13 protein-coding genes are annotated in these 13,096 nt (G+C 66.2%); 6 read left to right on the top strand and 7 right to left on the bottom strand.

The window, feature by feature from the left end; genetic code table 11:
• On the bottom strand, window positions 1-938 hold a 938-nt coding region (locus VGI62_RS00500), incomplete at its 3' end, for a DNA polymerase IV (protein ID WP_331502422.1).
• On the bottom strand, window positions 935-1,834 hold the full coding sequence (locus VGI62_RS00505; protein WP_331502434.1) for an ROK family protein: 900 nt from the start codon (window positions 1,832-1,834) through the stop codon (window positions 935-937). The genes VGI62_RS00505 and VGI62_RS00500, both read right to left, overlap by 4 nt.
• Before the next feature lie 257 nt (window positions 1,835-2,091).
• Here VGI62_RS00505 and VGI62_RS00510 point away from each other — a divergent pair, with 257 nt between their 5' ends.
• On the top strand, window positions 2,092-4,158 hold the full coding sequence (locus tag VGI62_RS00510; protein WP_331502423.1) for a M13 family metallopeptidase: 2,067 nt from the start codon (window positions 2,092-2,094) through the stop codon (window positions 4,156-4,158).
• Between the two features lie 4 nt (window positions 4,159-4,162).
• Here VGI62_RS00510 and VGI62_RS00515 read toward each other — a convergent pair whose 3' ends face one another.
• A complete protein-coding gene (locus VGI62_RS00515) occupies window positions 4,163-4,636 on the bottom strand; it encodes a ribonuclease H (RefSeq protein WP_331502424.1) in 474 nt (157 codons plus the stop codon).
• 246 nt (window positions 4,637-4,882) lie between these two features.
• On the opposite strand from VGI62_RS00515, the gene VGI62_RS00520 reads away from it, so the two are divergent.
• A complete protein-coding gene (locus VGI62_RS00520; RefSeq protein WP_331502425.1) occupies window positions 4,883-6,295 on the top strand; it encodes a pyridoxal-phosphate dependent enzyme in 1,413 nt (470 codons plus the stop codon).
• 22 nt (window positions 6,296-6,317) lie between these two features.
• Window positions 6,318-7,481, top strand: coding sequence for a cystathionine gamma-synthase (locus VGI62_RS00525; protein WP_331502426.1), 1,164 nt, complete (start codon window positions 6,318-6,320; stop codon window positions 7,479-7,481).
• On the opposite strand, the gene VGI62_RS00530 is transcribed toward VGI62_RS00525, so the two are convergent.
• A complete protein-coding gene (locus VGI62_RS00530; RefSeq protein ID WP_331502427.1) occupies window positions 7,474-8,130 on the bottom strand; it encodes a hypothetical protein in 657 nt (218 codons plus the stop codon). The genes VGI62_RS00525 and VGI62_RS00530 overlap by 8 nt on opposite strands.
• A gap of 189 nt (window positions 8,131-8,319) precedes the next feature.
• Here VGI62_RS00530 and VGI62_RS00535 point away from each other — a divergent pair, with 189 nt between their 5' ends.
• Entirely contained in the window at window positions 8,320-8,688 is a 369-nt protein-coding gene (locus VGI62_RS00535) for an antibiotic biosynthesis monooxygenase family protein (RefSeq protein ID WP_331502428.1), read from the top strand.
• Between the two features lie 161 nt (window positions 8,689-8,849).
• Window positions 8,850-9,857, top strand: coding sequence for a histone deacetylase family protein (locus tag VGI62_RS00540; protein WP_331502429.1), 1,008 nt, complete (start codon window positions 8,850-8,852; stop codon window positions 9,855-9,857).
• Between the two features lie 118 nt (window positions 9,858-9,975).
• Here the strand turns inward: VGI62_RS00540 and VGI62_RS00545 are convergent, their stop codons facing one another.
• Window positions 9,976-10,590: a hypothetical protein gene (locus VGI62_RS00545; RefSeq protein WP_331502430.1), complete on the bottom strand. Its 615-nt coding sequence runs from the start codon at window positions 10,588-10,590 to the stop codon at window positions 9,976-9,978.
• Window positions 10,591-11,020: 430 nt separating this feature from the next.
• On the opposite strand from VGI62_RS00545, the gene VGI62_RS00550 reads away from it, so the two are divergent.
• Window positions 11,021-11,338, top strand: coding sequence for a hypothetical protein (locus VGI62_RS00550; protein WP_331502431.1), 318 nt, complete (start codon window positions 11,021-11,023; stop codon window positions 11,336-11,338).
• Between the two features lie 328 nt (window positions 11,339-11,666).
• Here the strand turns inward: VGI62_RS00550 and VGI62_RS00555 are convergent, their stop codons facing one another.
• Together VGI62_RS00555 and tnpC are read right to left on the bottom strand one after the other, a co-directional pair.
• Entirely contained in the window at window positions 11,667-12,260 is a 594-nt protein-coding gene (locus VGI62_RS00555; RefSeq protein ID WP_331502432.1) for a plasmid pRiA4b ORF-3 family protein, read from the bottom strand.
• The coding region (gene tnpC / locus VGI62_RS00560) for an IS66 family transposase (protein WP_331502433.1) at window positions 12,257-13,096 on the bottom strand (840 nt) is incomplete at its 5' end. The genes VGI62_RS00555 and tnpC, both read right to left, overlap by 4 nt.

Consider the following 13,096-nt stretch of genomic DNA (forward strand, 5'->3'; position numbering starts at 1 on the left):
GCGATGCCGTCGCGGCGGCAGATGCGCGCCACCTTCTCGCACAGGGGCCAGAGGCGGTCCTCCAGCGACGGCAGATCGGCGTAGTCCTCGTCGAAGGTGGTCTCGGCGCTGACGCTCTTGCGGTCCTGGTCCGGATCGACCGCGCGGGCGTCCTGGCCCTGGGACAGCTGGGCCAGGCGCAGGCCGTGGGCGCCGAAGCGGTCGGCCAGGACGCGGGGCTCGGTGCGGGCGATGTCGCCGACGGTGCGCAGGCCGTGCGCCTCCAGCGAGCGCACCATGGCCGGGCCGACGCCCGGCAGGATCGCCACCGGCTTGCCCGCCAGGAAGGTGCGGGCCTCCGCCGCGCCGATCACCGAAAAGCCGCGCGGCTTGTCGAGGTCCGAGGCGATCTTGGCCAGGAACTTGTTGGGCGCCAGGCCCACGGAGACGGTGATGCCGACCTCACGCTCGATCTCCCCCTGCGCCCTCGCCAGCACCCAGGCCGCCGGGCCGCCGTGCAGGCGCTCGCAGCCGTTCAGGTCGAGCCAGGCCTCGTCCAGCGACAGGGGCTGCACCAGCGGCGTCAGGGCGCCGAGCTTGTCCATGATGCGCCGGCTCTCGGCGCGGTACTTGGAGAAGTCCGGCTTGATCACCGTCGCCTCGGGGCACAGCTTCAGCGCCTTGAACATTGGCATGGCCGAGCGCACGCCCGAAATGCGGGCGATGTAGCAGCAGGTGGTGACCACGCCGCGCTTGCCGCCGCCGACGATCACCGCCTGATCGCGTAGCTGCGGGCGGTCGCGCTTCTCGACCGAGGCATAGAAGGCGTCGCAGTCCATGTGGGCGATGGAGAGGCTCGCCAGGTCCTCATGTGCGACAATACGGGGCGAGCCGCATGCCGGGCAGCGGTTCAGCGCCTGCGCGCCCTGCCAGAAGCAGTCACGGCAGAACGCCTTCATGGCCTCGGCTCGAGCGGCCAAAGCCAGGCTGCTCCACGCACCCCGGAGGAGTCGCCGTGCGCAGCCTTGCGGATCGGCGTCGTGAACACCTCGGAGAAGGCGTAGCTGCCGACGGTTGCGGGAAGGTGATCGTAGAGCGCCCCGACGTTGGACATGCCCCCACCGAGCACGATCACATCCGGGTCGAGAATGTCGGCGATCACCGCCAGGCCGCGCGCCAGTCGGTCGATATAGCGCTCGAGCGAGGCCGCGGCCCGGACATCGCCTTGGCCGGCGGCCATGGCGATCGCCGCGGCGTCGACGCCGTTCCCGTGGTCGGCGGCGAAGCCGGGGCCGGAGATCCACAGCTCCAGGCAATTGCGCCGGCCGCAGAAGCACTCTGGCCCGGGCAGTTCATCGGGCATCGGCCAGGGCAGGGGCGTGTGGCCCCACTCCCCGGCGATGGCGTTCCTGCCCGCCAGCACGCGCCGGCCTGCCGTCACCCCGGCCCCGCACCCCGTGCCGATGATCACGCCGAACACGACATCGCTGTCAGCGCCCGCCCCGTCGATCGCCTCGGAGAGCGCAAAGCAGTTGGCGTCGTTGGCCAACCGCACCGGCCGGCCCAGCACCCGTTCCAGGTCCGCCTGCAGCGGCCGGTCGTTAAGGTGGGTCGTGTTGGCGTTGCGGATCAGGCCGGTGGCAGGCGAGGGGGATCCCGGGATGCCGATCCCGACGCTTGAGCCGCCGACGCCGGCTTCGCGCTCTGCCTGCTCCACCAAGTCGCGCACGGTCTCAAGGCTTGCCTCGTAGCTGCCGGGCGACGATGCGCGCACACGCGCTTGAAAGGCGCCCTGCGCATCCAGCGCGGCCGCTTCGATCTTGGTCCCGCCGAAGTCCACGCCGATCCGGATCATGGAGAGAGTCATACCTGATTTGTTCCACCTCGTGGGAGGGGGCCGATCATGCCGTTCGCGCCCCGGGGAAAATCGGTGTGGACGCGTCGTCGCCACGATTCGTCGGCCCGTGCCGCAGTGGACGTGCCCCTTCGGTGCGCAGTCGCCTCAGCCGCGCGTTGATCCCGCGCCCAGGGGTCGAGACTTGCCTGAAAAGGCGTCTTTGGGGCGCCGTCTTGCCATGGACATGACGTGGGCAGTCGGTAGGTTGCGCGGCCATGAAGCACACCTCTGTGGCGGCCCTCGTCGCGTTCATGATCCTTGCGGGCCCCGCGGCCGCCCAGCCGGTTTCGGCCTTCTCTCTCGTCAACGACCATCCCGCCGGCCTCGACCTGTCCGGCATGGACCGCAACGTGAAACCCGGCGACGACTTCTTCGCCTTTGCGAACGGCGGTTGGATGGCCGCGACAGAGATCCCGCCGGACCGTGCCGGCTGGGGCACGAGCGCCATGCTCGTGGAGTTGACCACGGCGCGGGTCGCCGACCTGATCAAGTCCGCCGCCGACGCTGCCGCAGGGACGCAAGAGCGCAAGATCGCCGATTATTTCTCGACCTACCTCGACGAAGCGAAGATCGAACAGCTTGGCTTAAAGCCGCTGCGGCCGACGCTCGATCGGATCGCCGCGATTCAGGACAAGAAGGGTCTGGCCGCCGAGTTCGGTCGCGAACTGCGCGCCGACGTCGATGCGCTGAATTCCACGAATTTTGACACCGACCGCCTGTTTGGCCTGTGGGTCGAGCAGGACCTCAATGATCCGAAGCGGTATGCCCCTTACCTGCTGCAGGGCGGGCTCGGCATGCCGGACCGCGACTTCTACGTCTCGCCGAACGCGCACATGGTCGCTGTCCGCGCGGCCTACAAGGCGCATATCGCCAAGATCCTGACCCTGGCCGGGATCGCCGACGCCGAGGGCAAGGCGCAGCGGATCTTCGATCTCGAGACCAAGATCGCTCAGGTCCACGCGCCGCGCGCAGAGTCGGAGGATGTCCTGAAGGCGAATAATCCGTGGGTGATGGCCGACTTCGCCAAGAAGGCGCCGGGCCTCGACTGGACGGCTTATTTCGCCGCCGCGGGCCTCGACAAGCAGCCGAAGTTCATCGTCTGGCACCCGAAGGCGACGACAGGCGAGGCGGCGCTCGTCGCGGCCGAACCCGTATCGACCTGGAAGGAATATCTGACCTTCCGCCTCATTGACCGCTACTCGAACCTCCTGCCCAAGGCCTTTGCCGACGAGCGCTTCGCCTTCTACGGCACGACGCTCACAGGCACGCCGCAGCAGCAGGTGCGCTGGAAGCGCGCGGTGAACGCCACCAACGCCGCGCTCGGCGATGCCGTCGGCAAGCTCTACGTGGCCGAATATTTTCCGGCCGAGTCCAAGGCCAAGGTCGAGGCCATGGTGAAGGACCTCATCGCGGCCTTCCGTGTGCGGATCGACAAGCTCGACTGGATGGCGCCGGCCACCAAGGCTGAAGCCAAGCGCAAGCTGGCGACACTGAAGGTTGGCGTGGGCTATCCCGACCACTGGATCGACTATTCGGGGCTGCGCGTCGTCTCCGGCGATGCGCTCGGCAACCTCGAGCGCGCCGAACTCTTCGAGTACCACCGCAACCTCGCCAAGTTCGGCCACCCGGTGGACCGCGGCGAGTGGTCGATGACCCCGCAGACGGTCAACGCCGTCAATCTGCCAGTGCGCAACGCCCTGAACTTCCCGGCGGCGATCCTGCAGGCGCCGAATTTCAATCCCGCCAATCCGGCATCGCTCAACCTGGGTGCGACGGGCGCCACGATCGGTCACGAGATCAGTCACAGCTTCGACGACCAGGGCGCGCAGTTCGATGCCGACGGGCGACTGAGGAATTGGTGGACGCCTGCCGACCTGGCGCACTTCCAAGCCGCCGGCCACGCGCTGGCGGTGCAGTTCAGCCAGTATCATCCGTTCCCGGACATCACCCTCAACGGCGAACAGATGCTGAGCGAGAACATCGCCGACATCGCGGGGCTGAACGCGGCCTACGACGCCTATCGGCTGGCCAACGGCGGCAAGGAGGGCCCTAGCCAGCAGGGCTTTACCGGCGACCAGCAGTTCTTCCTCGCCTTTGCGCAAAACTGGCGCACCAAGGTCCGCGAGGCCACGGCCCGCCAGCGCGCGATCACCGACGGCCATGCGCCGGCTGAGTTCCGCGCCGCCACGGTTCGCAATATGGATGCCTGGTATCCAGCCTTTGACGTGAAAGCCGGCGACAAGCTCTATCTGGCGCCCGATCAGCGGGTGCGGATCTGGTAGGCCGCTAGGCCGGGACCCCTGCCTTGGCCAGGTTGGGCTTTGGGATCGCCGAGCGGAAGGCGCCGGCGGTCTTGGCCTTGTTCCGCCCCAGCTCAGCCCAGGCCGCGGCGAAGGCCGTCGGCGTTCGCGGCGCCGGCGCGGCGGCGGTAAAGCGCACCGTTCGGGACTTGAGCGCGGTGAGGATTTGCGCCCAGAGCTCCAGATCCTCGGTCGGGGCGGCGTCGGAGGCCGCGATCAGTCGGCGCTGGATCGAGGCCACCGCCGCCGCGGAGCTTCGAACCTCGACGTTGGCGCCGGAAGGAGCGGCCCTCAGGGCGTCCACGAGCCCGGCCAGAGCTGCTCTGTCCGCCGAGATGGTCCGCTCGCCGCCGGCCGCGCCTGAGATCGCGCGTCCCTCGGCCAGCACATAGGCCCAGCCCGCGCTTCGGAAGGCGGGCTGGTTGTCGGTTTCGAGCCAGATGCGGATGAGATCGACCATGCTGCCGAGCTGGTAGCATCGCCGCTACGTTTTGCGCCACCGGCGACCTGGGCGAAGCCTTTGAAATGGCCGTGGCTGCGGCCGGTGCGGGAGGGTTTCACCCGAGGACGGGCAATCTCGGACATGACCGTGCCGTGACGGCCGCGCCGGGGCCTCGCCATCGCGGGGCTCAGGCATCCGCGAGCAACATGTTGCGTTACTCTCGAGTGGGGTACCTGATGGGGGGCGAACGGAGTCGGCTGAACCATGATCGTCGCCGCCAAGGCTTCTCCCGCGTCTCAGGCCGCGCCGGCGCCCGTCACATCGGCCCTGGACTTGATCGGCCACACCCCGGTCCTTGAACTGACCGGCATGTTCGACTGCGGCCCGTGTCGGCTTTTCACCAAGCTGGAGAGCGCCAATCCCGGAGGCTCCATCAAGGATCGCATCGCCAGGACCATGATCGAGGCGGCCGAAGCCGACGGCCGCCTGAAGCCCGGCGGGGTGATCATCGAGGCGACGGCCGGCAACACCGGCCTCGGCCTGGCCCAGGTGGGTATTCTCAAGGGCTATCGCCTCGTCCTCGTGGTGCCGGACAAAATGGCCCGCGAGAAGATCCAGCACCTGCGTGGCCTCGGCGTCGACGTGCGGATCACCCGCAGCGACGTCGGCAAGGGCCATCCGGACTACTATCAGGACATAGCTCAGCGTCTGGCCGACGACACGCCGGGCGCGGTCTACATGAACCAGTTCTCCAATCCGGCGAATCCGCAGGCGCATGAGACCTTCACCGGCCCGGAGCTCTTCGAACAGCTGGACGGCGACATCGATGCCGTCGTCGTGGGCGTCGGCTCGGGGGGCACCCTGACCGGGCTCGGCCGCTTTTTCCGAAAGGTCAGCCCGAAGACGGAAATGGTTCTGGCCGATCCAGTGGGCTCGGTGCTGGAGCCGCTGATCAACCGCAACGAAAAGGTTGAGGCCGGATCCTGGATCGTCGAGGGCATCGGCGAGGACTTCGTGCCGGACAACTGCGACCTTTCGCTGGTGAAAAAGGGCGACGCCTATGCCGTCACCGACCGCGAAAGCGTGCAAGCGGCCCGTGACCTGTTGTCAAAAGCAGGCGTGCTTGGCGGGTCTTCGTCGGGAACCCTGCTCGCGGCGGCGCTCCGCTACTGCCGGGCCCAAACCGAGCCCAAGCGCGTCGTCACCTTCGTCTGCGACAGCGGCAACAAGTACCTTTCCAAGGTCTTCAACGACCATTGGCTCGCCGATCAGGGCCTCACAGAACGGAAGATCACTGGCGCGCTGCGCGATCTCGTCGCGCGCAACGCCCAGCAGGGCGGCGCTGAGACCGTCGCTCCAGATGACACCCTCGACACCGCCTACAAGCGGATGCGCACCGCCGATGTCAGTCAGTTGCCGGTTCTCGATGACGGCCGCCTGATCGGCCTGTTGGACGAGAGCGATCTGCTGGCGGCCGTCGAAGGTGGTCCCGAGCGGTTCGGAAATCGTGTGGCGACGGCCATGGTCGCCAAGCTCAACACTCTGCAGGCCAGCGAACCACTTGATGAGCTGATCCCCATCTTCGAACGCGACGAGGTGGCTATCATCCTTGAGGGTCGCGAATTCGTCGGCCTGATCACCCGCGTCGACCTTATCAATCACCTGCGCCGGTCCTAGAGCCGCAAATTCCGGAGACACCATGAGCGACCGTCCCAATCGGCTGGCGTTCGAAACGCGCGCGATCCACGGGGGCCAGCAGACGGACCCGACCACCGGGGCGGTGATGGTGCCGATCTACGCCACCTCGACCTACGCCCAGGAGAGCCCGGGGCAGCACAAGGGGTTCGAGTATTCGCGCAGCCAGAACCCGACCCGCTTCGCCTTTGAGCGGGCGTTGGCTGATCTGGAGAGCGGGGTGCGTGGCTACGCCTTCTCCAGCGGCTTGGCGGCGATCTCGACAATCCTCGAACTGCTCGATGCCGGCGACCACGTCATCGCTTCGTCGGACCTGTATGGCGGCTCATTCAGACTGTTCGACAGGGTGCGCCGCCGCTCCGCAGGGCTGAACTTCAGCTTTGTGGACCTTGCCGACGTGGCGGCGGTGGAAGCTGCGATGACGCCCAAGACCAGGCTCGTCTGGGTCGAGACGCCAACCAATCCGATGCTTCGGCTGGCCGACCTCGACGCCCTGGCCGCGCTGGCCAAGAAGCGCGGGGTCTGGATCGCCGCCGACAACACCTTCGCCAGCCCCTACTGCCAGCGGCCGCTCGAGCACGGCTTCGACATGGTGATGCACTCGACCACCAAATATCTCAACGGCCACTCCGACGTGGTCGGCGGTGTTGTGGTGGCCGGAGCGGAGGGCGAGGTCGCCGACCAGCTCACCTTCCTACAGAACGCCGTAGGCTCGGTGGCCGGGCCGTTCGACAGCTTCCTGGCGCTCAGGGGCGTAAAGACCCTCGCGCTACGCATGGAACGCCACTGCGCCAACGCGATGATCATCGCCAAGTGGCTGGAAGCCCATCCCGGGGTGCGCAAGGTGATCTACCCGGGCCTTGCGAGCCACCCGCAGCACGAGCTGGCCAAGCGCCAGATGCACGGATTTGGCGGCATGATCAGCGTCGTGCTGGATCGCGACCTGCAAGGCGCCTTGCGGATGCTGGAGCGGACCGAGCTCTTCACCTTGGCCGAAAGCCTTGGCGGCGTCGAAAGCCTGATTGAACATCCGGCGATCATGACCCACGCCTCGATCCCGCCGCACGTCCGCGAGGAATTGGGGATCTCCGATGCCTTTATCCGCCTGTCGGTCGGCGTCGAGGACGCCGACGATCTGATCGCTGACCTGGATCAGGCGCTCAGCTAACGGCATCCTCGATGGCCCGGCCGAGCTCGGACCAGTCGTCGATGCGCGGGTGGCGCTCGGAGCGTGGGGCCAGAGGGCGCAACCGCAGGTCCGCGACGTGCTGGAAGGTGGCGGTGGCCGGCGAGTGGTCGGCGACCGAATCCAGGTTCGGTATCAGGTCGTCGATGAAGGCCGTGCGGCCCGAGGTCTGGGAGACCAGTGCAGCGGTGATCGGCCCTTTCGGACCGGAAGAGAGCACCAGGGCGTGGGGCAAGCCGTGCCGCCTGAGCCACTCACCGCGCAGGCGTTCAGCCTCCGCCGGCGCGTTGGAGAGGATCAGGATCTCCGCCTTGGGCTTCAGCCTGCGGAGCGCCTCGACGGCCCCTGGCGCAGGTTCGATCGTCCCGCAGTCAGTGCGGAAGAACTCGTCGAACAGCTTGCGGCCCTCCACGAGGTCCAGATGCTCGGCCGCGCCCGGCTGGAAGATGTTCTGAAAGAGGGCGAATCGATCGACGCGGAACTCGTAGCCGCGCGCCGCCAGGAAGGCGCCGAAGCCTTGCATGAACAGCCCCAGCACCTCGTCGACGTCGACGATCACCAGCGGCCGGTCCCTGGCGAGGCCCAATTTTTCCAGTGAGGGGGGGCGGGCGATAGGGCCAGGTTCAGCCACGGGTTTTCCTCAAGTTTAGGGCAGCCACAAATCCATGGCCCTCGGATCCTCTGGTCGTCTGTGGCCCCAGGACGGGATGTTACACGAAGAGAAGGCCAGCTGCTTCCGTTCCCCACTGGAACGACCCGGGTTCGGACCCATATCAGCTCAGCCGCGGGGCTTGCGGCGATGCCGTTCAGGGGACCGCCAATGAGCCTGACGCTGGTCAATCTATTTTCCGTGCCGCCAGAGGAGGCTGACGCTTTTGTAGAGCGCTTCAAGGCGACCGCGGAGAAACTGCAGGCGATCGCAGGCTTCGAAGGCACGGAACTGCATCGCAACACCGGCGTCGGCGATCCGACCTATCCGTTCGTCAACATAGCCACCTGGGCCAGCGCGGACGCGTGGCGAGCGGCTCTACCGCAGATCATTGCCGCGGCCGCCGGCGGTTTGGGCGGCGTCGTTCCGAAAAGCGGCGCTATAGACTGTGTTCCGCCTCACAAAGTGACGAAAGTCGACCTTCAGCTAGGCGTCCGGTGCGTGCCCCTTCACGTCCCAGGGTCGGAGAAGAAGGCCTGAAGGCTCTAGTTGGCCTGCCCCTCAGAGACAAGTCGCAGGATGTCGCCAGCGCTTCTTCGCCCTAAGGTGAAGTTGTACTTTCCGCCCGGCGTACTCGGACGGGGCATTCCCGACGTGGAACGCATTAGTCAGTTCAGGTTCCAGGAAGGGTGCAGGCCTCCTTGTACAAAGTCTTTGATCCGCGTCAGCTCCTGCACGCGCCGGACGTTGAGCTCCACAACGGGCGCCTGATACCGCATGTCGACCGTCCTGCGCGCGCCCAGGTGATCGCCGAGCGGCTCGGTCCATTCGGACCGGCGGAAGATTTCGGCCGCGAGCCAATCCTTGCGGTCCACACACCTGAGTATGTGGACTTCCTCGAAGGCGCGTGGCGGCTCTGGAGGGACTCGGGCCGGTCCGGCGATGCTATCGGCTACACATGGCCCGTCGTGAAACGCCGACCTTTGCAACTTGATAGAATTGACGCCCAGCTCGGCCGTTTCAGCTATGACGCGGGAACTCCAATTGCGGAGGGCACTTGGGCGGCGGCCTACTGGGGAGCCCAGACAGCGGTCACCGCCATCCAGCCACTGCTCTCCGGAAGCGTGCGGACCGCTTTCGCGCTCTGTCGCCCGCCTGGACATCACGCGGGTCCGGACTACCTGGGCGGCTACTGCTATCTTAACAACGCCGCGATAGCCGCCCGCGCGGCGACGCTCGCGGGCAGGTCGCGGGTGGCTGTGCTGGACGTCGATTACCATCACGGCAACGGCACCCAGGACATCTTCTACGAAGCGAAGGACGTATTCTTCGCGTCGATTCACGGCGACCCGGCGACGGAGTATCCGTTCTACTGGGGACACCACGACGAGCGGGGCGCGGGAGAGGGCGAAGGGTTCACCTTGAACCTACCGCTCCCGCGCGAAACGACCCTGGCGCCCTACCTGAACGCCCTGGATCTTGCCCTCGAGGCGATCGCGGGGTTCGACGCGCAATTGCTTGTGGTCTCCTTCGGCGCAGACACCTATGAGGCGGACCCAATCTCTCATTTTCGGATCGCCACGAGCGACTACCCGCGCATCGCCAGGCAAATCGCACAGCTGCGGCTGCCGACGCTGATTGTGATGGAAGGCGGCTACGCGGTCGAAGCGCTTTCGGAGAATGTCGGGTCATTCCTCTCCGGATTCTGAGGCCCCGGGGGCTGAACACCAGCTCTTTTGGAAGACCTGCGGCGCGCGAGGAAGAGCAACTGGCCCTCTCGGAACAGCCGATTGAAGGGCCTCCCGCAACCTAGGTGGCGCAACTCTTCTAGCTCTCCCAGCTCGAGATGCGGTGGACGCTTTGACCGATGTGGCCGATCTCGAAGGAAAGCCGGGAATCGCACCAGATGCTGAAGCCCGCCGCTCGGGCGCGATCACAGAAATCGTAATCCTCCCCGATAATGGCTCCTGTCTCCGCCTCGACCAGGAACCGAAAATTGGGAGCGTCCAAGGCGTCAAAGACCGTCATGTCGATGAGTAAGCATCCGGTTGGCATGTGACGCATTTCGATCAGAGCTCCTTCGTGCTCGACCCGACCGTTTGTTAGGGCCGCGCCCAGCACCGAATGAGGCGCGACACGCTTGGGGTAGGTGGCGCCGACGATTTGCTTTTGGTGCGCGAGCAACTGCTGCAGCGCAGTTCTGGGAAACACCATGTCACTGTCGAGGAACAGCAGGAAAGCCGCGTCGTGCTCTCGCGCCAGGGCCACGCACCGATTGCGAGCTTCGGCGACTATGGAGCTCTTGGCGTTGACGATTGAGGTCTCAATCGGATGCGCAGACGCGCACAGCCCGGCCAAAGACAGGGCGAAGTCGGCGTGAACCATGTCGGCCGACGCAAAGCAGATAGCGACTTTAGGAAGATCGGTCATGGGCTGCCTCACTCGCTTCAAAGACCGCGACGATCGGCAGAGTCGGCTACGGACCTAGCGATCCCGATTCAGCAGGTCCTGGTCCCTCGGACCCGACGGCTGGGGCCTATCCAGGCGCCGAGCCGCCGGTTGGCCTCAGGTTGTGACACTGATCGAAGCCGTAATGGAAGTCGATGCAGGAGAAACCGACGATGTTGACGCGTTAGCCGTATTGTTTGCGTACTGCTGCAGCCCGTTGAGCAATTCCGACAGGAACGCCCGGCCGGCCGCTGAGCTTGAACCGCTCGATGGGCCATTCGTCGCCGAAAAGCCGCTGACGTCGCTCAAACTGGACCCTGAGTTCGGGCTTGGTGCGGAACCCGCCGAAGCGCTCCCAGCGTCGTGCGTCCCGCCGCCGTGGTGATGGTGATGATGGCGGTGACCTTGGCTGGCCCCCGTTCCAGTGAGGTTCTGTAGATCGGCCAACACTGCCGCCGACGCTGTCTCGACAGTTGAACTGCTCGAGGTGGAGCTTGTCGAAGCACTGCTGGCGCTCGAGGTGCTGGACGTCGAACCGGAGGCTGAGGTCGACTCGCTCGACGTCGAAGCGGTGTCCGAGCCGTTCGCGGTCTGGAGGGCGCTGAGCAGGGTCAGCAAGTCGTTGCTCAGCGGTGATATCGGCCCTGGCGCTGGGGGCAGGGCGGTAGTGGCTGTGCTGCTTGTGGAACTGGCCGATGAGGCCGAGGTCGCGCTGGAACTCGATGAAGTGGATGCCGCCTGATTTGCGGCGGCCAGGAGCTCGCGCAGCAGCTGCCATTGAGGCGCGCCGCCTACAGATCCGACGGACATGGAATGACACTTCCGGGGCGCCCCTCAAATTCCTGAGGGAGGACCAAAATGAGATTCTCAGCTTCGTGAGAAAGAGTTCGAAATGTAGTTATTAGGGCTAAGACCGTGTCGGTTAATGCATGCCCAACACTTATAGTTAATGATTGGGCTTTCCTGCGCGAAGACTCGCAACTGATCTGGCGGGCACCCGGCCCCCTAGCCGCTGCAGCTGTGACCACCTTGATGTGGGAAGGTACCCCTCCGGTGAGGGCCGCGGGTGATCAGGCCTTGCGGCGCACGGCCGGTTTGCGGGACCACTGCTTTGCGAGGTGTTCGACACTGAGTGTCAGGGCCTCGACGTCGATGGCGTTGGGATCGAAGTCCTCGCCGATCCATTCGCTCAGCTCCGCGTGGCGCTCATGCTCGGGATCGGCGACCGCCTTGAGAAGCTCGGCGTAGCCCCAAGGTCCGCCGCTGTCCTCCGGCGGGCAACGGCCCTCGGCGTGGAGCAGCATAGGATAGACGGCCTCGGGGGCCGGATCGCCGAGACGCTCGATCTTGACGGTGTGCTCCCATCCGTCGCCGAAGTCGTAGAGGTATCGGAACGACTTGAGGCCCATGTCCTCGATGAGGTCGAGGAGCTTAGCCTTCCTGGCTTCCAGAGGCCCGTCGTAGCGTTCATCCGGATCGGGCTCGCCCCAGCCGACGTCGCGGGCGCGGATCTCGTAGAGGTGTGAGTCGGTCCAACCCATGGCGGCCTGGATGACGAGATGCAGCCGATCGAGCCGCAGCAAGACCGGGACCTCGACGCGGCGCAGGACCTTTGGCGCGACGTCGTCGAGGGTGATCTTGAGGCGGGCGATCGAGGCGGTCATGCCGCTTTTTTAGCGCGCCCTTCGACGGGGGCCCAGTTCCAGGGCAAGAGCTCGTCGAGCTTCTGAGCTGGATGCTCGGCGATGCGGCCCAGGACGTCGGCCAGCCAGGCTTGCGGATCGACGTCGTTGAGCTTGGCGGTGACGATCAGGCTGTACATGAAGGCGGCGCGCTCGCCGCCGCGGTCAGAGCCGGCGAAGAGCCAGGCTTTTCTTCCGAGTGCGATACCCCTGAGCGCGCGCTCAGCGGCGTTGTTGCTGAGGCAGATCCGCCCGTCGTCGAGGAAGCGACTGAAGGCGGTCCAGCGCTTGAGCATGTAGTCCATGGCCTTGGCCAGATCGTGACCGCGCGAGAGCTTGGCGCGTTGCTCGAGCACCCAGGCCTGCAGGTCGGCGACGAGCGGGGCGCTTTGCTCTTGGCGGGTCGCTTGGCGGGCCTCGGCGCTCCGGCCGTTGAGGCCGCGCTCGATCTCGAACAGCGCATCGATGCGCTGGACGGCCTCCAGCGCCATGGGCGAGATCACCGCCGGCGCCTTGCTCTGAGACCTGCGTCGGGCGCCGGCCTCGACGTCGGCGAGGACGAAGAACTTGCGCCGCGCGTGCGCCCAGCAGGCGGCTTCCAGGACCGGCGCCGGCTTGCGGGTCGCGGCGTAGAGCTCACCATAGCCGCCATAGGCGTCGGCCTGCAGCACGCCGGACCAGTCCCGCAGGTGGGCGATGGGATGCTCACCGCGGCGATCGCGCGAATAGTAGAACACCGCGGCCGGCGGCTCCGGTCCGCCGAACGGTCGGTCGTCGCGCACGTAGGTCCAACATCGGGCGATGTCGGTCTTACCCCT

This window comes from Phenylobacterium sp., assembly GCF_036495085.1.
In the GTDB taxonomy this organism is placed as follows: Bacteria; Pseudomonadota; Alphaproteobacteria; order Caulobacterales; family Caulobacteraceae; genus Phenylobacterium.

Coding starts and splice junctions, on each gene's coding strand:
- VGI62_RS00525 (WP_331502426.1), top strand. CDS start 6,318: ATGAGCGACCGTCCCAATCGGCTGGCGTTCGAAACGCGCGCGATCCAC.
- VGI62_RS00535 (WP_331502428.1), top strand. CDS start 8,320: ATGAGCCTGACGCTGGTCAATCTATTTTCCGTGCCGCCAGAGGAGGCT.
- VGI62_RS00510 (WP_331502423.1), top strand. CDS start 2,092: ATGAAGCACACCTCTGTGGCGGCCCTCGTCGCGTTCATGATCCTTGCG.
- VGI62_RS00520 (WP_331502425.1), top strand. CDS start 4,883: ATGATCGTCGCCGCCAAGGCTTCTCCCGCGTCTCAGGCCGCGCCGGCG.
- VGI62_RS00555 (WP_331502432.1), bottom strand. CDS start 12,260: ATGACCGCCTCGATCGCCCGCCTCAAGATCACCCTCGACGACGTCGCG.
- VGI62_RS00515 (WP_331502424.1), bottom strand. CDS start 4,636: ATGGTCGATCTCATCCGCATCTGGCTCGAAACCGACAACCAGCCCGCC.
- VGI62_RS00505 (WP_331502434.1), bottom strand. CDS start 1,834: ATGATCCGGATCGGCGTGGACTTCGGCGGGACCAAGATCGAAGCGGCC.